The sequence below is a fragment of the Kluyvera georgiana genome, from assembly GCF_050990895.1.
Classification (GTDB): Bacteria; Pseudomonadota; Gammaproteobacteria; order Enterobacterales; family Enterobacteriaceae; genus Kluyvera; species Kluyvera georgiana.
This window is the reverse complement of sequence record NZ_CP158865.1, coordinates 3,893,068-3,912,644: the sequence shown is the minus strand read 5'-3', so window position 1 is coordinate 3,912,644 and position 19,577 is coordinate 3,893,068. Positions and strand designations below refer to the sequence as shown.

At 53.7% G+C, this 19,577-nt stretch carries 21 protein-coding genes and 2 pseudogenes; all 23 read right to left on the bottom strand.

Annotation, left to right across the window (positions count from 1 at the left end; translation table 11 throughout):
* Positions 1-2 precede the first annotated feature (2 nt).
* Positions 3-1,319: an LLM class flavin-dependent oxidoreductase gene (locus ABTW00_RS18645; RefSeq protein WP_433636801.1), complete on the bottom strand. Its 1,317-nt coding sequence runs from the start codon at positions 1,317-1,319 to the stop codon at positions 3-5.
* Between the two features lie 54 nt (positions 1,320-1,373).
* On the bottom strand, positions 1,374-2,264 hold the full coding sequence (locus ABTW00_RS18640) for an ABC transporter substrate-binding protein (protein WP_433636799.1): 891 nt from the start codon (positions 2,262-2,264) through the stop codon (positions 1,374-1,376).
* Between the two features lie 29 nt (positions 2,265-2,293).
* Positions 2,294-2,971, bottom strand: coding sequence for an ABC transporter permease (locus ABTW00_RS18635; protein ID WP_433636797.1), 678 nt, complete (start codon positions 2,969-2,971; stop codon positions 2,294-2,296).
* The gene (locus tag ABTW00_RS18630; protein WP_433636795.1) at positions 2,971-3,600 is read right to left on the bottom strand and encodes an ABC transporter permease; all 630 of its coding nucleotides are present in this window, start codon (positions 3,598-3,600) and stop codon (positions 2,971-2,973) included. The genes ABTW00_RS18635 and ABTW00_RS18630 overlap by 1 nt, the downstream gene beginning before the upstream one ends.
* Positions 3,593-4,681, bottom strand: coding sequence for an ABC transporter ATP-binding protein (locus tag ABTW00_RS18625; RefSeq protein WP_433636793.1), 1,089 nt, complete (start codon positions 4,679-4,681; stop codon positions 3,593-3,595). The genes ABTW00_RS18630 and ABTW00_RS18625 overlap by 8 nt, the downstream gene beginning before the upstream one ends.
* A gap of 260 nt (positions 4,682-4,941) precedes the next feature.
* A pseudogene (locus tag ABTW00_RS18620) lies at positions 4,942-5,016 on the bottom strand (SAM-dependent methyltransferase); the annotation flags it as partial.
* Between the two features lie 44 nt (positions 5,017-5,060).
* Positions 5,061-5,608: pseudogene (locus ABTW00_RS18615) on the bottom strand (GNAT family N-acetyltransferase).
* 11 nt (positions 5,609-5,619) lie between these two features.
* Positions 5,620-5,877, bottom strand: a complete 258-nt coding sequence (locus ABTW00_RS18610) for a YjhX family toxin (RefSeq protein ID WP_433636791.1) — start codon at positions 5,875-5,877, stop codon at positions 5,620-5,622.
* Positions 5,878-6,217: 340 nt separating this feature from the next.
* Entirely contained in the window at positions 6,218-6,694 is a 477-nt protein-coding gene (locus ABTW00_RS18605; protein ID WP_433636789.1) for a GNAT family N-acetyltransferase, read from the bottom strand.
* Between the two features lie 142 nt (positions 6,695-6,836).
* Complete coding sequence (locus ABTW00_RS18600; RefSeq protein ID WP_433636786.1) at positions 6,837-7,619, bottom strand: DeoR/GlpR family DNA-binding transcription regulator; 783 nt, start codon at positions 7,617-7,619, stop codon at positions 6,837-6,839.
* Between the two features lie 16 nt (positions 7,620-7,635).
* Entirely contained in the window at positions 7,636-8,268 is a 633-nt protein-coding gene (locus ABTW00_RS18595) for a ribulose-phosphate 3 epimerase family protein (protein ID WP_433636784.1), read from the bottom strand.
* 11 nt (positions 8,269-8,279) lie between these two features.
* On the bottom strand, positions 8,280-8,711 hold the full coding sequence (gene sgcA, locus ABTW00_RS18590) for an SgcA family PTS sugar transporter subunit IIA (protein ID WP_433636781.1): 432 nt from the start codon (positions 8,709-8,711) through the stop codon (positions 8,280-8,282).
* A 130-nt stretch (positions 8,712-8,841) separates the two neighbouring features.
* Positions 8,842-9,648 (bottom strand): BtpA family protein SgcQ, encoded by an 807-nt coding sequence (gene sgcQ / locus ABTW00_RS18585; RefSeq protein WP_044710995.1) that lies wholly within the window; start codon positions 9,646-9,648, stop codon positions 8,842-8,844.
* An 11-nt stretch (positions 9,649-9,659) separates the two neighbouring features.
* On the bottom strand, positions 9,660-10,973 hold the full coding sequence (sgcC, locus tag ABTW00_RS18580; RefSeq protein ID WP_433636777.1) for a PTS sugar transporter subunit IIC SgcC: 1,314 nt from the start codon (positions 10,971-10,973) through the stop codon (positions 9,660-9,662).
* A 10-nt stretch (positions 10,974-10,983) separates the two neighbouring features.
* Positions 10,984-11,262 (bottom strand): PTS sugar transporter subunit IIB SgcB, encoded by a 279-nt coding sequence (gene sgcB / locus ABTW00_RS18575; protein ID WP_433636774.1) that lies wholly within the window; start codon positions 11,260-11,262, stop codon positions 10,984-10,986.
* Positions 11,259-12,380 carry a M42 family metallopeptidase gene (locus ABTW00_RS18570; protein ID WP_433636772.1) on the bottom strand — a complete coding sequence of 374 codons (1,122 nt, stop codon included), beginning with the start codon at positions 12,378-12,380 and terminating at the stop codon, positions 11,259-11,261. Before ABTW00_RS18570 ends, sgcB begins: the two co-directional genes overlap by 4 nt.
* Before the next feature lie 402 nt (positions 12,381-12,782).
* A complete protein-coding gene (locus tag ABTW00_RS18565) occupies positions 12,783-13,526 on the bottom strand; it encodes an epimerase (RefSeq protein ID WP_433636770.1) in 744 nt (247 codons plus the stop codon).
* Positions 13,527-13,537: 11 nt separating this feature from the next.
* On the bottom strand, positions 13,538-13,828 hold the full coding sequence (gene lsrG / locus ABTW00_RS18560) for a (4S)-4-hydroxy-5-phosphonooxypentane-2,3-dione isomerase (protein WP_433636768.1): 291 nt from the start codon (positions 13,826-13,828) through the stop codon (positions 13,538-13,540).
* A 51-nt stretch (positions 13,829-13,879) separates the two neighbouring features.
* Positions 13,880-14,755 (bottom strand): 3-hydroxy-5-phosphonooxypentane-2,4-dione thiolase, encoded by an 876-nt coding sequence (gene lsrF, locus ABTW00_RS18555; RefSeq protein ID WP_286584785.1) that lies wholly within the window; start codon positions 14,753-14,755, stop codon positions 13,880-13,882.
* Between the two features lie 28 nt (positions 14,756-14,783).
* On the bottom strand, positions 14,784-15,806 hold the full coding sequence (gene lsrB, locus ABTW00_RS18550; protein WP_433636766.1) for an autoinducer 2 ABC transporter substrate-binding protein LsrB: 1,023 nt from the start codon (positions 15,804-15,806) through the stop codon (positions 14,784-14,786).
* 26 nt (positions 15,807-15,832) lie between these two features.
* On the bottom strand, positions 15,833-16,831 hold the full coding sequence (gene lsrD, locus ABTW00_RS18545) for an autoinducer 2 ABC transporter permease LsrD (RefSeq protein ID WP_433641089.1): 999 nt from the start codon (positions 16,829-16,831) through the stop codon (positions 15,833-15,835).
* The gene (gene lsrC, locus ABTW00_RS18540; protein WP_433636764.1) at positions 16,831-17,880 is read right to left on the bottom strand and encodes an autoinducer 2 ABC transporter permease LsrC; all 1,050 of its coding nucleotides are present in this window, start codon (positions 17,878-17,880) and stop codon (positions 16,831-16,833) included. Before lsrC ends, lsrD begins: the two co-directional genes overlap by 1 nt.
* A complete protein-coding gene (gene lsrA / locus ABTW00_RS18535; protein ID WP_433636762.1) occupies positions 17,874-19,421 on the bottom strand; it encodes an autoinducer 2 ABC transporter ATP-binding protein LsrA in 1,548 nt (515 codons plus the stop codon). Before lsrA ends, lsrC begins: the two co-directional genes overlap by 7 nt.
* Positions 19,422-19,577 lie beyond the last annotated feature (156 nt).

The window sequence follows — 19,577 nt, the reverse complement described above, 5'->3', positions numbered from 1 at the left end:
CTTCAGGCAAAGTGGTTTTTGGCCAGCGGAAGGCCGAGTTTTTCCCGCAGGGTACCCGCCGCATATTCGGCTTTCATCACCCCTTTAGCTTTGAGAATAGGGACAACCTGTTCCACGAAGCGATCAAAATCCCCCGGCAACTGCGGGAACATCAGGTTAAAGCCGTCTACTGCTCCGGAAAGATAGATGTCCGCCAGCGTGTCGGCAACTTCCTGCGCACTGCCAATAACCAGCCAGCTGTCGGAGCTTTGCAGCAGCAGACGCCCCAGCTCCAGAATGGTCAGGGCGGGGTCGTAATCCCGGATGAGCTGCAGTACGGTGCGAATACCGTCGAAGTTGGCTTCGTCCGGCAGCGGCGGCAGCGGTTTATCGTAGGGATAAGGGCTCAGATCCAGCTTCAGATAAGCCGACAGCAGATCGATAGCCATCCGATCGCTCATCAGCTGCGCGTTAAGCTGCTGGCGCTCGGCTTTTTCGGCTTCGGAATTCACCACCACCGGCAACACCCCGGCGATGATTTTAAAGGCTTCAGGCGAACGCCCGAGCGCTTTCAGGCGCTGATTCATCTCTTCGCGGTAGGCTTTTCCCTGCTCGATGGACTTGATAAACACAAAGTGCATATCCGCCTTGCTGGCGGCGAGTTGCTTACCGGCTTCGGAAGAGCCTGCCTGCACAAGAACAGGATGTCCCTGCGGAGGACGTGGCACGTTGAGCGGGCCACGCACCTTAAAGAAATCGCCGTGATGGTTAAGATGATGCACTTTGTCTTCATCGGCAAACAGCCCGCGCGGTTTATCAAACAGGAGCGCGCCATCTTCCCATGAGTCCCACAGATGGGTGACCACATCGATAAACTCCCCGGCGCGCTGGTAACGATTACCGTGCTGCGGGATCTGATCCAGACCGAAATTGGCGGCTTCTTCTTCCAGCCAGGAGGTCACAATATTCCAGCTTGCGCGCCCGTTACTCAGGAAATCGAGCGAGGCGAAATAGCGCGCCAGATTATAGGGTTCGGTGTAAGACGTTGAAGCCGTTGCCATCAGGCCAATATTGTCCGTCACGGCCGCCAGCGCCGAGAGTAGCGTCAGCGGTTCAAGCCGGGCATTGGCGTAATGGGCAAGGCCGCTGTCCCAGATCCCGGTATGGTCGGCAATGAACAGGGCATCAAGCGTGGCGGCTTCGGCCTTGCGCGCAAGGGCGGTGTAGTAGTTGAGGGTGAAAATCTCGTGCTCGGGGGCGTCCGGATGACGCCATGAGAACCGGTAATCACCCTGTGGATTGAAAAAGAACAGGTTCAGGATCATGGTGTTGTGCGACATTGTGGGGCCCGTGTCAGGTTGTGGCCGATCCCTGGCCATTAATAATTAAAAGCGTTAAAGATTGGCGTTGACCCATTGTTCTGCCACGGCAGCAGGATCTTTGTGCTGGAGGTCGACCTGCTTGTTGAGCTCGACCAGGGCGGTGTTATCCAGCTTGTGAGACACCTTATTGAGGATGTCGTCGATTTTTGGCGTTAGCGCCGCTTTGCGTACCAGCGGAACAACGTTCTGGCTTGGCTGTTCGTGTTTATCATCTTCCAGTACCACCCAGTCCTCTTTGGCGAGCGAGCCCTGGGTGGACACCACCGTTGCCACATCAATTTTGCCGGAGTTCAGCGCCAGGCGGGACAGCGGCCCGCCCATGTCGAGGGATTTCACCTCTTTAAACTCCAGGCCGTAGACGCGCTTCAGGCCCGGCAAACCGAGGGCGCGAACCGGAAACTCCGGCGGGCCGCCGATCACCAGCTCGTGTGCAACAGGCGTCAGATCGGAGAGTTTGGTTAAGCCATATTTTTTGGCCGTTTCGGCGCGGACGGCCCAGGCCGTGACCGAGCTGGCGGAAGAGGGGGTGAGCAGCGTGAATTCTGCCGGCAGCACTTTTGCCAGCCCGGCGCTGACGTCGCTCTGGGTGGTCGCCAGGGTTTTCGTGTCATAATAATTCAGCAGCGCGCCGAGATATTCCGGGACAATATCTATTTCACCGCTTTTCAGGGCCGGAATAATAATTTCGCGGTTACCCAGATTAAGCCGCGTTTTAACATCAATATTATTTTTCTTTAATGCGCTGGCGTAAATATTGGCAAGAATTGAGCTTTCGGTAAAGTTTGCCCCGCCAATGGTGACGGTTTCCGCCAGGGTGGTAAAACTTAAGCTGAATAATCCTGCCGCCAGAAGGGATAACTTAAATCCACGGCGGTTAAACGCTTGCCATAATGATTGCTTCATAGTGCCTCTTTTTTTGCAGGTGGTTTTTATCATGATTCCGTTATTGCGGGTGCGGCCTTTGACTGAAATAACACATTGTTGATAAGTGAAAATATCCCCTCGCAGGCAAGTGCCAGCAGCGTCACCACAAGGGAGCCGGAAATGACCTGCGGTATATCGCGCTGCCCAAGGCCATCAATCAGGAAGCGGCCCAGCCCGCCCAGCCCGGCATAGGCGGCGACCACCGCCGTGGCGATAAGCTGCAACAGCGCGGTGCGAATGCCAGCAAAGATCAACGGCATCGCCAGCGGGATACGCAGCTGCCACAGGCTTTGTACAGGCGTCATGCCAAGCGCGGTGGCGGCGTCGCAAAGGGTGCGGTCTGCGTGGTAAATCCCGACCCAGGTATTGGTCAGGATCGGCGGGACAGACAAAGCGATTAGCGCAAGAAACACCGGCACATCATTGAAACCAAACAGAATAATGCACAATAAAATCAGGCCAAGGGACGGGATCGCCCGGCCTATGTTGAACAGGTTGATGACCAGAAAAGCCCCTTTGCGCCAGTAGCCCAGCGCCACTCCCAGCGGTAATGCAATGGCTGAGGCGATGACCATGCTCACCAGCACATACCAGAGATGCTCGCGCAAGCGCAGCAGGATCCCCGTATCGCTGAGCCAGTGGTCCGGCTGAGTTAACCAGTGCCAGGTTGCGGTTAAGATGTCCATTAGCGTGCCCACGGCGTAACCCAATAGCCCAGACGCGCTATCAGAGAGTCAAAAATAAACGACAGCACCAGGCTCAGTACCACGCTCACCACGATCGGCGTCAGGAAATCCTGGTTAAAGCCCGACAGCAGCAGTTGCCCAAGACCGCCCTGACCAATCAGCGCCGTGACCGTGACCAACCCCACTAGCGTGACCGAGGCAATACGCAGCCCGGCAAACAAAGACGGGAGAATCAGGTGCAGCTCAACGTCAACAAACCGGTACCAGCGTGTGTAGCCTAACGCGCGGGCGGATTCGAGCACGTCCGACGGCAGTTTCTCTATCCCGGCGACCACGTTACGTAGCAGGATAAGCAATGAATAGAGCGTTAAGCCGATCACTGACGTGGTGAGCGACAGGCCGGTAAATGGGATCAACAGAATAAACAGCGCCAGTGAGGGGATGGTAAACAGCACCCCGCACAGACCAAGCAGCGCCGGAGCCGATGCGGGCCAGCGCAGGGTCAGGCCAATCAATACCCCGGTGAGCGCCGTACCGAAAAAGAGCGATACCGCCACCAGCAGCGTGTGCTGCCAGAGTAGGGCGGCAATCGGCCCCTGATTATCCGCAATCCATTGCCAGTCAATCATAGCGGCGAACATCTACATGCCCGTCCAGCACGCGCTGGAGCAGCCCGTGGGAAATACTGCCCTGATATTGACCGTCTCCGTTGACGTGCACCAGTACTCCACCCGGCGCATCCAGAAGTGCGCTGTAGGCGAAACGCAGGGAGTGAAGCGCCTTCAGGGTGAGTGAAACGGGCAGGGTGGTGCGCCGCTCTGGGTCGAGCCAGTACAGCGGACGCAGCTGTTTATCGAGCACCAGCCGCAACGGGCTGGCAACCACCGGATGCTGGCTGGAAATAGGGGTTAATTCCTCGTCCACCAGGGGAACATCGTGACGTGGAAGCTGCCCAACCTGAAGCCTGGCAAGGCGTTTTAAGTTGGGCTCAGGCCCGATGAATCGCGCCACGAACTCGCTGGCCGGCTGGGCGAGGATACTATCGGGCGTATCAAACTGAGCCAGGACGCCGCCTTCCTGAAAGATGGCAATTTTATCGCCCAGGCGAATGGCTTCATTAATGTCATGGGTGACGAGCACGATAGTTTTGTGCAGTCGCTGCTGGAGTTGCAACAGTTCGTCCTGGAGCTTTTCCCGCACGACCGGGTCGATGGCCGCAAAGGGTTCATCCATTAACAGAATCGGGGGATCGGCCGCCAGCGCGCGGGCAATCGCCACCCGCCCTTGCTGCCCGCCTGAAAGCTGGTGGGGGTAGCGCGCAAGCAGGCTCGGGTCGAGGGACATGATCTCAACCAGTTCATCAATACGCGCCTGAATATGCTTTTTATTCCAGCCAAGCAGGCGTGGAACGGTGGCGATATTCTGAGAAACGGTCCGGTGCGGAAATAAGGCTGCACTTTGCATCACAAAACCGATTTTTCGCCGCACCTGAATAATATCGGCATCGGCTATTTTAATACCCTGAACATAAACCGAACCGGCATCCGGGATATCCAGTTGATTAATCATACGTAATATAGTGGTTTTCCCGCAGCCGCTGGGGCCAACGAATGTGCAGAATTCACCTTCATTGATAACGATATTTAATTTGCCGATCGCGGCGTGCGTACTGCCAGGGTACGTTTTGTTTATGTTTTCAAGTCTTATCATATGAAACAATAGCGCCCTGAAATTATTGCGTTTATATCAAACACAAATTACAGAGGCGATGAACAGGGCGCAAATATGATATTTGCATTTGTATTGCAGGTATTTCGATTTTGGTCATGGGGGATACAATAATAATGCGGACACCGAGGTCAGCGCACCCGTTTAAGTGCCACGCGCTTTTTAACTAAAGGGCGGCACAGTTTTCTGGCTGTGCCGCCTGCGTCATGCTATCGCGCCATTAACGCGAATACACCCCAGCCATAGTATTCCCGCGTGAACGGGTTGTGAATGCGGTGCTCACTTTCACTAATTGTAAAAATACGTGGAATATCCATGAGTTAATTCCTGTTATTGGGTAAAGCCTTCAGGAAATGGCTATTCACGCCAGTGCTCCGGTTTCATCAGGGCCTGCGCACACTGGATGTGGCCGGTAACGTTACCTGGCTGAGCGGTGAGTGATTGCACCATCCAGCAGGCTTTGTGTTCCTCCGGAATGGGATAAGGTGCTGGATATCCTTTGTCTTCGGCACAGGGTTCGAATCCATGTTTGGGATAATAGGTGGCATGGCCGAGAACAAAAACCTTCTGGCAGCCCATCAACCTCAGATGCTCGATGCCAGTACGTATCAACAGTCCCCCGACGCCCATACCCTGGTATTCAGGAATGACCGCCAGGGGAGCAAGGATATGCATCAGAGGTGAATCCGTTGCGCCCCTGAATGTGGCCCGGGTAAATAAAATATGCCCGATGGCTTTGCCTTCATGTCGGGCCAGCAGGGATAATGCAGGGCGCGCGCTTTCATCCTTAAGTAAAGAGGCCACTAAATCGGCTTCTTTGCTGAAGCCAAAGGCGCGGGTTTCGACTTCCTGGATATCACTGGCATCACTTTCATTAGTGATATCTAAAGTGAAGTGGTTTGCTGTCATAGATATTCTCCTTAGCGATTATCGAGCTGAGCGCGAACGTTGTGCAGCCCGGTGGTGTTGATCCGGTAGGGCTGACCATTGACGGATTTGATCAGTTTTTTGGTTTTGAGTTTTTTGAAGGTAGCGAGGGTACAGTCGGTGAGTAACAGCCCTTCGCGGGTGTAGCATTCAACGGCGGTGACGCGGCCTGATGCATCGCGGACGTGCGCGATTCGGCCACCTTTGGCGAGAACGTGTAAGGTACGTTGTTCCTGACGGGATAAATTCATACTGGAAAACCTGTTTAATCATCATGTGCAAAACGTGCAAACACACAGCGGTGTCTGCATTCGATTTCGGCGCATTGATAATCAGTCCGGCCTGAAAAGGTCGGGGAGCTGATTATCGGATGATTACATTCTCCAGCATCAAAGCCTCGGGTTGAGTTGAAAGGTATTTACGGAGCGAATAGTAACACGTAGTTTTAGCAGGGATATATTTCAGTCGAAAAAGTGTGATGTACTTCGGAAATCGAACGCCAGCCCATTTACTGCAAAAATCAGATGAAACTGACGAATGCATGTTGTCGTGCCCCCAGATATGGCCGCATCGGCTTTTCCCCTCTGGAGGTTATTCTCCTTTTGTTAAATCCAGAACATAAATATGCTCACCCTCTTCGATGCCTGAAAAATGGAAGCCAGTCCTGAGAAGTAATTTTATTGAAGGGGTATTTTCCGGATCCACACCGGCTTTGATGAGTGAAAAACCGTTCTCTTTTATCCAGCCGATGGTGGCGGTAATGGCTTCAAATGCATATCCCTGGCGAGCATAAGCGGGGCTGATGGTATAGCCGAGCCAAAATACATCGCATTGCTGACGTAAATAGATATCACCCATCAAAACCTGCGTCCGCTTGTTGACGATGGCTAATTGTATGCCCTGAGTAAGCGTAAGAACGCCCAGCAATGATGATTCATAGTCCTCTTTTGTTAGCCCCTTAAACCCCTGATATTTCATCCATTCAGCATCATTGCGATACACCATAAAACTATCGATTTCGTGTGGCTGAAATGGCCGAATGATGCACCCTGGCGATATTATTTGCATAAGACTTCCTGTTAAATGATTCATCTGCCCCGGTCTCAGCGACCACAAAAGCCACCGCCTGACGGCTACTCTCTGATTATGTCCGATGCGTTGCCGCTTTCATACTGGTGCTCAGTTTTACCGAGTCGAACTAACCTGCTTATCACTTTATTGAGTGAGGCAGAAACAGCTGACATCCGGCTCGCTGATAACGCTGCGCAATCGTCTCTGATAATCCGCTGTCGCTGATAATCGTCTTAATGCACGACAATGTTGCTACCGCATGCGGCTCAACGGCATCAAATTTTGAGTGATCGGCCAGGAGAATAACTTCACGCGAGCGTTGAATAATCCGTGTTTTCACGCCGACCTCAAACATGGTGGCATTGGTGATCCCCGTTTCCAGCGAGAGTGCATCGCAGGAGATAAATGCGCGTTCTACTGAAAAAGCATTAATCATCTCCAGGGCAAGGCTTTCACCTACGGAAAAGTAGCCCGGTCGGATGAGACCGCCAATGATATAGCTCTCAACATGCGGAAAACACCCCAATTCATTGGCGATTTTGATGTCGTTACAAATGACTTTCACCCGCACATCGGCCAGGCATTTTGCCAGTTCGAGACATGTTGAACCGGAGTCGAGAAAAAAGCAGTCGCCTTCTTTAATCAGGCTGCGGGCAAGGGCGGCTATTTCTCTTTTCGCCTCCGATTGTAACGTTCGCTTCACGTCGAAAACGTACTCTTTATCATCGGAGCTGTCGTCGAAGTCGAGGCAGCCGTGGCCGCGGATCATGCCTGGGTATTGGCTGGCGATATATTGAAAATCACGACGGACGGTCGCCTCCGCATAGCCGAAGAGTTCCATGGCCTGCTGTGTGGAGAGATGGCGATGTTGCCACAGGTAGTGCAGCATCTGTTTGATACGGTCAGGTCTCTGTTGGCTCATCGGAAGAAATCTCCTCTTACAGGGCAGCGAATTGAGCTAAGGTCGTACGATAGTCAGACGAAGAGAACAGAGCGCGACCAATGACGATATGTTGCGCTCCAGCAGTCGCCAGCTGCTGTGCTGCTGCCAGCGTAATTCCGCCGTCTGCCCAGCATTCTGCTTGAGGAAAAAGTTCACGTACTTTTTTTATCTTTTCGCACATCAACGGAATAAAACGTTGATCTTGACCATCTGGCTCGCTGGTCATCACCATCACTGCATCCAGCTGTAATGCCAGATACCGGTATGCGTCAAGCGGCGTGGCCGGGTTTAGCGCGAGCCCCGCTCGTGCGCCGGTTCGGCGGATTTCAGCTAACGTTTCTGAGGGATATTCCAGCGTTTCTGCATGAACGAAGATCCACGCGGGTCTGATTTCCGACAGCATGTCAAACCAGCGTTGTGGCCGGGCAACCATGAAATGAAAGGACAGTGGATGGTGCGTTTGCCGTGCAACGGCCTGCACCGTTTTCATCCCAAAGGTAATGTTAGGAATGAAGCTGCTGTCTTCAATATCCAGATGCACGGACCCCATATCGACATCGTTTAATGCCGCCAGCTCATGTCCATAGCGCAGAGGATTGGCAGAGGCGAGAGAAGGGTGCAGAATCATGGGGACCTCCGTTAACCTGATACCAGCGCAAACAATCTATCGTCGGTCCTTGCGTCACGCACCGCCGCTAGCCGTTGCGGGGAGTCAATAAACTGGCTGATGCGCTGAATCGTCAGAATATGCGCGTTGGCATCCGTGGCGCTCACGCAAAATAGCAGCCAGACTGGATCGCACTCCTCGTGACCAAAAGCAACGGGCGTGCTTAGCGTCGTTATGCTGACCTGATTAAAGTTTGCCCCTTGTTCTGGCCGGGCATGAGGTAATGCGATACCCGGGGCGATAAGATAATAAGGCCCCCAGTTAAGGGTATTTTCGATGATACCGTTAACGTAGCCTGGCTGCGCAGCGCCAAAAGCGATCAGCGGGCGGGTCGCGATCTCGATGGCCTGCTGCCAGTCTGCGGCTTCACGCTGTGCCTGTACCCATTTAAGATCGTTAATCATCCGTAGTTGACTCCTTGCCGATTCGGGTTACTCTGACAGCGATCCCCACCGATACTTTTGGCGAAGGCGGTAGGGATCGCAGAAGGGCTATAGCTTTCTGCCGGGGATAAGCGCTCTGCTTATCCCCATCTTATTGGCGTATATGATGTACTTTCTCCATAAACTGGCTGACTCGCGCCTGGTCAACGAAATTGGCAAAAACACCGTCTTTTTTAAACGTGGTGGCTGTCACACAGCCGTCGGCGATGCTGAGCTGTTCCTCAACGTTTTCCAGACAGACGCCCGTGTTAGCCAATACTACCGTATCAGGCACCGTTTCTTTGACCCGTTTCAATAGCGCGCTGTCGGTACGTGCCCCGGCGGTCAGGCCAGAAACGCAGAGCGCATCAGGGTGGTTGTTAAAGACCGTCGATTTAGCAATCGAACAGATATCGCGATTACCCAGATAGACGGCAGCTTCAGGGACGATATTGAATAACGTTTTTACTCCGCCTGCGCCAATGCGATGCTGATGACGAATGGTTTCGCCGACGTTCGTGTCCCAGACGCCGAAATCGCTGGCGTAGGCGCCGGTGAATATTTCGCGGATAAATTTAGCGCCGGTGGCCATCGCCAGGTCGAATGAGGCGACGGGATCCCACAGCACATTGACGCCAAATGGAATGCGGATATCATTCATCAATTGCCCGATGATTCTCGCCATTGCCGCCGTCGTTTCCGGACGCACCTTCGTGAGATAAGGAAGGCTAAACTCGTTGGAGAACATGACGGCATCCACTCCTCCGTTTTGGAGCGCTATCAGATCGTCACCGGCTTTATCAATAACCCAGTTCATCCCCTTTTGCGGATCAAAACCCGGGTCGCCAGGCAATGCGCGTATATGGCACATAGCGATGACGGCTTTTTCCGTTCCAATAACTTCTTTCAGCCAACTCATTAAAGTACTCCTTATTCTGATAGTTCACGTTTACGTAAGAACAGGACGACACTGCCGACAATACCGACCGCCACGACAACGCCAATAATGCCAAGCGACATCAGTTCGGAAATCGACCAGCCGAACATATTGCCCACGGACAATGCCGAGATTTGCGCACTTTCACCGGCAAAGCTGAAACCGCCTTTAAGCGCCATTTCGGTGAAATAAGGCGCGAACTGGGTGGCGATCAGCAGGACGGTAATCATCACGATGACCCCGCTTATCAGCGTGCGGATCAGGTCTCCACGGTGGATAACCGTCGCCATACAGATAAAGAACGGAGCGACCGGCAGGTCTGCGAGGGGTAACACTTTGTTGCCCGGTAAAATACTGGCCAGAATTAACATAATGGGAATCAGTAGTAGGCCAACGGCAATGGTGGTTGGGTGGCCCAGCGTCACTGCGGTATCCAGACCGATGTAAACTTCACGCCCTTTGAAATACTTCTGGAAGAACTTTCTTGCGCCGTCGGAGATGGGCATTAGGCCTTCAACAATCAGGCGGATCATGCGCGGAAACAGCACCATGATTGCCGCAACGGTAATCATCAGACTGGCGCAGCCTTTAAAACCTTGCCCCGCCGCAAGGCCAAAAATCAGGCCGAGTACTACGCCGATAATCACCGGATCGCCGACCATGCCGTAGCGTTTCTGGATCTCCTGAGCATCAATGTTGCGTCCCTTCATGAACGGGATTTTTTCATAGATAGCATCCAGTAGAACGAACAAGGGTACCGAGCTGGAGCCGTAGCCTTGCGGTATCGAAATACCTTCCAGCCCGACGATGCTTTGTACTCGTTTCGCCGTCCAGTCGGCCATCTTTAACGAGAGCGCCGCGTGGCAGATTGCCCCCAGCACACCGTAAATCAGGCTGCCGGTCATCAACTGGACCACCGTACCCGTAATGGCGTAGTGCCAGTAATTATAGATATCGACGTTCATCGTTTTGGTCAGACGGGTGACCAGCATGGCGACATTGAGCAGAAAAATCACCGGGATAATCATGGCGCCGATGGCCGTCGCATACCCAACGCCGGAGGCGGGGCCGGCGCCAACGTCAAAGACATGCAGGGTCAGGCCAAAGCGTTCAATCATGACTTTGATAGGGGGACTGAGGCTGTCGATCGCCATGACGATCACCAGCCCCATACCGACAAAACCGATCCCGACCGTTACCCCTGCCTTAATCGCCTGCAGCCAGGGGATGCGGAAGATAAGGCCAATCACGATCATGATGATGGGGACAAAAACGGTACCGCCGAGAGACAGGATGTAATCAAACATAATGCCTCCTTTATTGGGTTAACAGAGCCTTGATTTGTTGTTTTAACGTGTCGTCATTGATCCCTGTGAGCAGGGCGGCGCCGTTAAGCGTAGGGACGCCATAATCACTGTTGGTTCGCATGGAGGTCACAATAAGGTCCATGCCGTTACAGTTCAGTGGGATCTCATTCAGACAGCACTGGGCGGTGGTGGCCGCAATGCCTTGTTCAGTCAGAAATTCTTGAAGTTTGTGTGCAATCATGGTTGAGGTCGACATGCCGGTACCGCATGCCACAAGGATCTTTTTCATAATGGATGTGCCTCTTGTGTAGCGCCTGAATCAGGCTCAACGGGAAAATGCGCTGCTGGCATACCTGCCAGAGCGGTCAATAAGCGGATGCAGTCAGTCAAATCACGCAGGCTGGCAACCTCCGCTGGAGAATGGGTATAGCGACAAGGAATGGAAAGACTGGCGCAGGGAATACCATCCTGCTCAACCTGGATATAACCTGTTTCTGTTATCACGCCGGGTGCCACTTCACGCTGCACCGGAACGTTGTGTTCAAGCGCCGTCTGTTCCAGCATCCGTATCAGGCGAGGGGGCGTGATTAATCCCGCCAGCGTTCCCCGACCATGGTAGTTCAGGCAGGTGATACCCACGCCCTGATTAACCCTGACCTCTGAATAATCGTGTAAGTCAGGGGTGTCGCACGATGGCGTGATATCAATACCAATCGCCAGATCGGGTTTTACACGGCGTAATACGGGAACAATGCCGCGGATATTAAATTCTTCCTGTACCGAAGCCACCAGATACACGGCGATATCAAGCTCTGCGGTACTGATAGCATCCGCTACGCCGAGCAGGGCAGTACAGCCCAGGCGATCGTCAAGCGCTTTACTGCACACCAGATCGTTTGCCAGGAGTTGGGGCGGGTTATACAGCGTGATAGGCGTCCCCACCTGAATGCCCATCCGTATGGCGTCATCTTTGTCTTTGGCACCGATATCAATCCACAGTTTATCGACGGAAGGCGACTGCGTGCGTTCGTCGCCTTTGGCAAAGTGGTATGACTTAATGCCGATACATCCCATGACCGGCCCGTTGTCCCCGGCGAGGGTGACGACGGAACCCGACATCGTGACCTGCGCAGGGCCGCCTACGCGCTCAAAGCGCAAAAATCCAGACGGCTCTATTTTGCGCACCATAAAACCGACCTCATCCATATGCGCAAAAAACATCAGCCGCAGCGCATCGGGCTTATCACTGCCGTAGCGGGCGACGACATTTCCTAATCGATCTCTCCAGACTTCTTTCGCGTGACGCTTGAATTCACGCAGCATGATTTCAGCAACGGGGTTTTCGTGTCCTGAAATCGCGTTGTACTGCAAAAGCGAGAACAGCGTTTCCTGCACAGAAAATGACATAGCTATCTCCGTAGAACGTAAAACAATCACTCGTTGAGCGTTTTATAGGCGCAGAATGGTCGGGTAATTGTGAGAGAGCTCACGTGAAATAGCGCAAAGCTGAATAAATAAAAAATAATGTGAGCCTGGTGGAATAAAAGCGCTCAAGGTTTGTGAAAGTTACGGGCGGAGGAGAGCAGTCAGTATGTTGAAATAAAGAGGATGAATAAAACGCGTGAAAGGTTTATGCCTTTCAGTGCGCTATTTTCTCGTGACGAATAGCTTCAAATGGGGGCTTATAAGGGCCCTAAGTTCCCTGGTTATCGTGCTCAGGATTGTGCGCTGCCATTACCGTGTTGTTGACGTGATGATCTTAAAAGGGCCTGTCAGCGCACAATCTGCGGGTATGGTTATCGTTGAACATTATTTAGCTGAATGGATCGTAGTGAGCCAGCGGGAGATATTGTCCGCCAGCGCATCGTTCCTGAAGAGTGCGCTGCCGGAGACCACACGATCAACGCCGCTGGCGATTATCTCCGGAAGTTCCTCCAGGTTTAGCGAACCATCAACCACCAGCAAAGTGGAGTCTCGCTTACCCGCTGCATTGAGTAATGCGACCACCTGGGCGATGCGTCTCAGTAATGCAGACCTGCTGAGCTTACTACCATAGCCAGGGTTTACTGCCAGAATTTGAACGATTTCAACGTCTTCAATGACCGGCAGAATGTGTTCCAGCGGCGTTGCCGGACACAGACTAATCCCGCGTAAAATCGGCATCGTACCGCCGGATACTTCTGCTTTTTGTTCACCCAGCCAATGGAGCATATGGTGCAGATGAGGCGTATTTTCCACCTGTAACGTGACGCAGTGTGCTCCTGCCTTTACGCTGGCCTGCACGACAGGCCAGGGGTTATCCACCATAAGATGGACATCCTTGATCATATGCTGCGGCAATTGCGCGATAGCCCAGGGGCCGACGGTGAACTGAGGGCAAAAATGCCCGTCCATCAGATCCAGGTGAAGAACGGGTTGTTCAAGCGTGCGAAGATGTTGCAGATACTCCCCGAGTTTGAGCCACTGACCGGCAAGGATGCCGATGCTTAACGGGTAGCGCTTCATCAACGATACGCACTCTGTGCGATTCAAACCGGCAAACGGACGGTTCATTTTTGAGTTCCTTATGGCATCAATCCATTGAAGACGCGTTTTTTTCGCGGACAGCTCATCAGCGATTCCAGTTTTTCTACGCAGGCAAGGTAGTGGGGCGTGGTTTTATGGAACGCAACGGCCGCTTCATCTTTATAGGCTTCATAAATATAGAAGCGGCTCTCAACCTCCGGATCCTGCAAGACGTCAAAACGCAGGTTTCCTTCTTCCTGCACCGAGCCCAGGTGATTCAGGCGAAATACGTCGATAAATTCGGCGATTTTATCTTCGTGGACGTTAATTTCCACCAGAGTGACATGCATACCGTTCTCCTTAAAAAACGCATGGGCCCGCCTGGCAGGCCCATGGCTTTGTTAGTTTTTCTCGCTCAGATAGAGTTCATACGCGCGGTCAGCCGTTTCATTGCGATGCACCACGGCGTGAACGGCCTTCATCATGGCGACAGGGTGATCGGACTGGAAGATGTTACGTCCCATATCGACGCCGGATGCTCCCTGATCGATCGCCTGCCAGCACATCTCAAGCGCTTCACGTTCAGGCAGTTTTTTCCCCCCTGCAATCACAATGGGGACCGGACAACCGGCGGCAATGCGCTCAAAACCTTTATCGACGTAGTAGGTCTTGATGATCTGTGCCCCCATCTCTGCGGCGATACGGGTGGCGAGTGAGAAGTAGCGCTGATCGCGCACCATATCTTTCCCCACGCCCGTTACCGCCATTGTCGGCATGCCGACTTTGATGCCGGCATCGATCAACTGGATGATATTTTTGATCGACTGATGCTCGTACTCGCTGCCGATATACACCTGTGCCGCGACGGCGCAACTGTTGAGGCGAACGGCATCATCCATCGAGAGCGCGACCGCCTCGTTGCTTAACTCGGTGAGAATCGAATTTGCGCCAGAGGCGCGCAGGACCACCGGTTTGTTCGTGGCGGGAGGGACGACACTGCGCAGGATACCGCGTGTACACATCAGCACATCGGCGAGCGGGAACAGGGGGGCGATATTGATATCGATACGTTCCAGCCCCGTCGTCGGCCCCTGAAAATAGCCGTGGTCAAACGCGAGCATGACCGTTCTTCCCGTCTCAGGATTAAAAATGCGCGACAGTCGGGACTGCATCCCCCAGTCAAGTGCGCCGCACCCCTTAAGCGTATAGGGGGTATTGCGTTGCGGCGTATCGGTATGGAAATCCTTACCATCTTTGATGTCATCTAAATCAGCCATTTTTTACTCCACGTTTACGGAAGGAAAATCAGAAATCGTATTTATCGATATTCTCTTTGGTGAACACCACGCGTTCCGGCAGCAGCACAATGCCATTGCCCTTCGCCTCGTAGCTGTAGCCCTGTACGCTATTTGGTGAGACTTCAACCTGGCCTACACCCGGAATCTCCAGCTTGTCGCCGGTGTTCATATCCCCTTTTTTCAGCAACGCATCGGCCACGTACACGGAGATCTTGCCCTGCTGAACCACGTCCCAGAGACCAAACTCTTTCACCGTGCCGCGTTCAACATATGGACGCATCACGTTTGGCGTACTGAATCCGACGATCGCCACGTTGGTGTTTTTCAGGTTTTCTGCGGCTTGAGCGGCGGCGGGAAGCGCGTTGGCATCCGGCGCGATGATGACGTCAAGATCGCTATAAGCTTTAATGATGCCTTCTGCGGTTTGCAGCGATTTCGTGGCATCGTTATAGCCAAACTGCGTGGTGACGACTTCCCATTGCGGATGATCTTTGGCGATTTTGTCTTTGGCTTCTTTCACCCACTGGTTCTGATCGGTCACCGTTGGGCTCGAGTAGAAGAAGGCGACTTTGGCTTTCTCTTTTTTGACCTGATTTGCGGCCATATCGACCAACATGCCGCCTAACTGGGCTGGAGTGCCCTGATTGATGTAGTACGAGCGGCATTCCGGTTTGGTGTCCGAATCCCAGGTCAATACCTTCACGCCGCGTTGCATCGCGCGTTTTAACGCCGGGCATAAGCCATCCGGTGAAACGGCGGAAACCACAATGGCGTTAAATCCCTGGTTAACGAAGTTATTGATGAGCTGAACCTGGCCAGATACGCTGGGCTCCGTTGGGCCGTCATACGTGACATCAACCCCCAGTTCTTTACCGGCTTCCAGGGCGCCGTTACCGCCACTGGTAAAAAATCCCACGCCAACCAGTTTCGGGATAAATGCGATTCGCTCAGCGGCATAAGCGTTGAGGGTGAATGCCGCCAGGCTAAGGGTACTGATTACAGCAATTTTTTTAATGCTCTGAATAGTCATGTACTTTTCCTTTAAGGCTATGGGTTTCAGGCCTGCCGAACCGCGCGACGGCGTGCCATCCAGTCTTTGATTTGCTGACGATGCAGGCTGATGGAACGACCTACGACAACGACAATAAGTAATGCGCCGGAGAGGGCGCTGGATACCTGATTAGGCACGCCAGCCATCTGCAACCCTTGCTGCAGATAGCCCACTAACAGCGCGGCGATAGCGGTACCTAGGATTGACCCGGACCCGCCGTAGATATTGGCGCCGCCCAGAACAACTGCCGTGATAGCGGGCATCAGGAAAGAGGCGCCCAGATCGGAACGCGCCGAGCCGAAGTAAGAAACCAGCAGCACGGCTGCGATCGCCGAGGCAAAGCCGGTCATCGCATACAGTGCGTACAACGTCCGGTTTACCGGGATAGCGCTATACAGCGCCACGCGCGGGCTTTGCCCAATCAGGAAGACATTTCGTCCGGCGTGGGTTCGGTGCATGAGCAACCAGAAAAAAAGCACGCTGACGAGAAAGAAGAGCAGGGGGATGGGTAAGCCCAGCACATCAAGGTTGGCAAAATCGACGAAGCCTTGAGGGAAACCGCCGATACCCTCATAACCGGTCGCCCCGGCCATCCCTGAAAGCAGCAATGCGCTGCCGCCAAACAGATACAACGTCCCCAGGGTAATAACTAAAGGGTTTACGCCCGTGTAGATAATCAGCCCGGCGTTGATCAGCCCGCATACCGCTCCCAGCGCGAGCGTCAGGATAATAGCCAGCGGCAGCGGCACGCCGCCCTGGAACATGACCCCCAGCGCAATGGCGCAAAGCCCCATTGTCGATCCAAAGGAGATATCAATTCCGCCGCTGACGATGACCATGGTTAAGGGCAGAGCGACAATGCCAATGCAGATAAAGTCGCTGGTGCTGAACAGCAGTACGTTCAGATCCAATAGGCGCGGATTCAGGGTGCCGAACCCCAGAATCTCAATGACCAGTAGCGCGGCGAGCGCCAGTTCCCAGCCGTATCGATGTAAACGAGTCATCATGCAACCTCACGTTTTTTGGCGGTGTTCACAGTATCCGCCGTGCTTTTTGCCGACGGACGCGGCTGGGATGGCGGAGTGAAACGGGCATATTTTTGCCTGCGGATATTCCGCTCCAGCGCACAACGTAGTCGGCCGTCAAAAACCAGCACCGCCAGCAGAACCAGACCCGCAATAAAGTCATTCCACCACGCTGGGATGCGCAGCAGGACCAGTACGCTGTCGATTTGAGTCAGGAAATAGGCGCCGAGCACGGCACCAATGATGGTTCCGGAACCGCCCAGCAGGCTGATTCCACCCAGTACGCAGGCGGCAATGGCTTTCATTTCCAGCCCGGTTCCAGTTTGATTAGGGATAAAACCAATCTGCGAGGCAAAGACGATTCCGGCTAATGCCGCCATACAGCCGTTGAGCGAGAAGGCCAGAATACGGATAGCTTCGGTACGCACGCCAAGCTGCCGCGCACCCTGCAAATTATCCCCGGTGGCATAAAAACAGCGACCAAATGCCGTTTTGGCCAGCAGCCAGGCCATCAGCAGCATCAGCAGCAGGGTCAGCCAGCCGATGGCGGAGATCCCGAGGAAAACCGGGGCAGAGAGCTGCTTAAGTTGTGCCGGCAAACCTTCAATCCATTTACCGCCTGTCCACAACAGCATGACGCCGCGATACAGGCCCAGCGTGCCCAGCGTGGCGACAATCGCCGGGATCTTCAGCCAGGCGACCAGCACGCCATTGATAAATCCCGCCAGCAGCCCCAGCAGCAGCGTCGCCACGCAGGCCACAGGTAGGGGATATCCCGCGTTCAGCAGCAGCCCCAGAAGCACGGCGCACATCCCGGTGATTGAGCCAACCGACACGTCGATGTTACGAGTCAACATGACCAGCGTCGCGCCAATCGCGAGCAGGATGAGGATTTGGGCGCTGCTGAAAATCATCGTTAGCGTTTGCACGTTGAGATACTGGCTGTCGAGCATCCCGGGTAGAACAAACAACAGCAGCACGGCCAGCAGTGCGGTTGCTTCGCGGTTATTCTGGATAAATTTCAGCATGGCGCCTCCCCGGAGAGTGGTGTAGTCCCTGACCTGCGATCGCCGAAAGCGACGTGCATGATGGTGTCGACATTAATCTCGTCGCCCTGTAGAGCCTCGCTGCCCGTTTCTCCCTGGTGCATGACGTAAACGCGATCGGCCATTTGCTCGATCTCCTCCAGATCGGAAGAGATGAACAGGACGGCAACGTTCTGAGCGGCGATACTGCGGAGCAACTGATAGATATCGTTACGGGCAGAAACGTCCACACCGCGCGTCGGCTCATCCACAATCAGCACCTGGGGTGAGGCCTCGAGACATTTGGCGATCAGAATTTTTTGTTGATTACCGCCTGAGAGCGTGCGAGCAGGCTGTTCGGGATCGTTCAGTTTGATATTGAGCGCACGACGATAGCGTTCTAGCGTGGCGCTATCTTTGGCCGGATTGGCCCAAAAACCGCTGTGGTTATGGGTCAATGCGCAAACATTCCATGCCAGCGAGGCATCCAGATTCAGCCCTGACGATTGCCGATCTTCCGGCAAATAGACCAGACCTTGTTGCAGGCGCTCGCGTGTGGAAAGCGTGGAGATATCTTTGTCGCCAAGTACGACGCGTCCGCCCCGTAGAGGTCGTAGCCCGTAAAGCGTTTCGGCAAGTTCGGTGCGCCCGGCGCCAACCAGACCTGCCAGACCTAAAATTTCCCCGGCACGAACCTCAAAACTGACGTTCATGAATCCTTCTCCGGTCACATTCTCGAGGCTTAACACCGGTGCGCCCGTCTCGTGCTGCGGACGGTTACCGGGCAGCTCCAGCCACAGTTTCTGTGTCGCACTGAGCGAATTTGAGCGTGAAGCCGGCGTGATGGCCTGGATAATCTCGTCCGTGCTCAGGTCTGCTGTTTTACCGGATAGCGCAATGATTCCGTCCCGCATCACGCTAATGTAATCCGCAATCTGGCGTATTTCTGGCAGCTTATGAGAGATAAAGACGATCCCTACACCGCTGTTCAGCAACTCACGCAGACGGCTGAACAAGCGCTCCGTTTCCGCAGGAGTGAGGGAAGCTGTGGGTTCATCAAGGATCAAAATTCGCGAATCGCGCATTAGCCCGCGCATGATTTCAACCATTTGTCGGTCGGCGACATCCAGTAAACCTGCGGGACTGTTAATCTCAAACTGACAGCCCAGTGCGCTCAGCATGGCGCTCATTTTGGGCATTGAGCTCTGGTGTTTGGGCAAACCAAACAGGATGTTCTCTTTTACCGTCAGGCTGGGGAAGAGTAGCGGCTCCTGCGGCACAAGGTAGATCCCCAACTGATGCGCCAGGATCGGCGTCAATTTTGTACAGCGGGAACCTTCAATCTCAATGCTTCCGCTATCCGCCGGGGTAATGCCAGCGATGATTTTCATCAGCGTGGATTTCCCGGCGCCATTCCCTCCCAGCAGCGCATGGACCTCGCCTTTACGCAAGACAAAGTCAATACCTTTCAGTACATTGACGCCAGAATACTGCTTACAAATAGATTGTGCGCTGAGCAGGGGGGCGATCTTTTCGAGACTCATTTATGTGCTACCTCCGTTCGGCCTGGGTAGAATCAGGTTGAACAAATGTATTGAGCGATTCTAATTGTTCATAACCTTATGGCCTAACTGCTCATAAATCCGACGAATAGATCACGTTTTATGCTAAAATGATCCTGAAATTTAAATGTGTTCAAG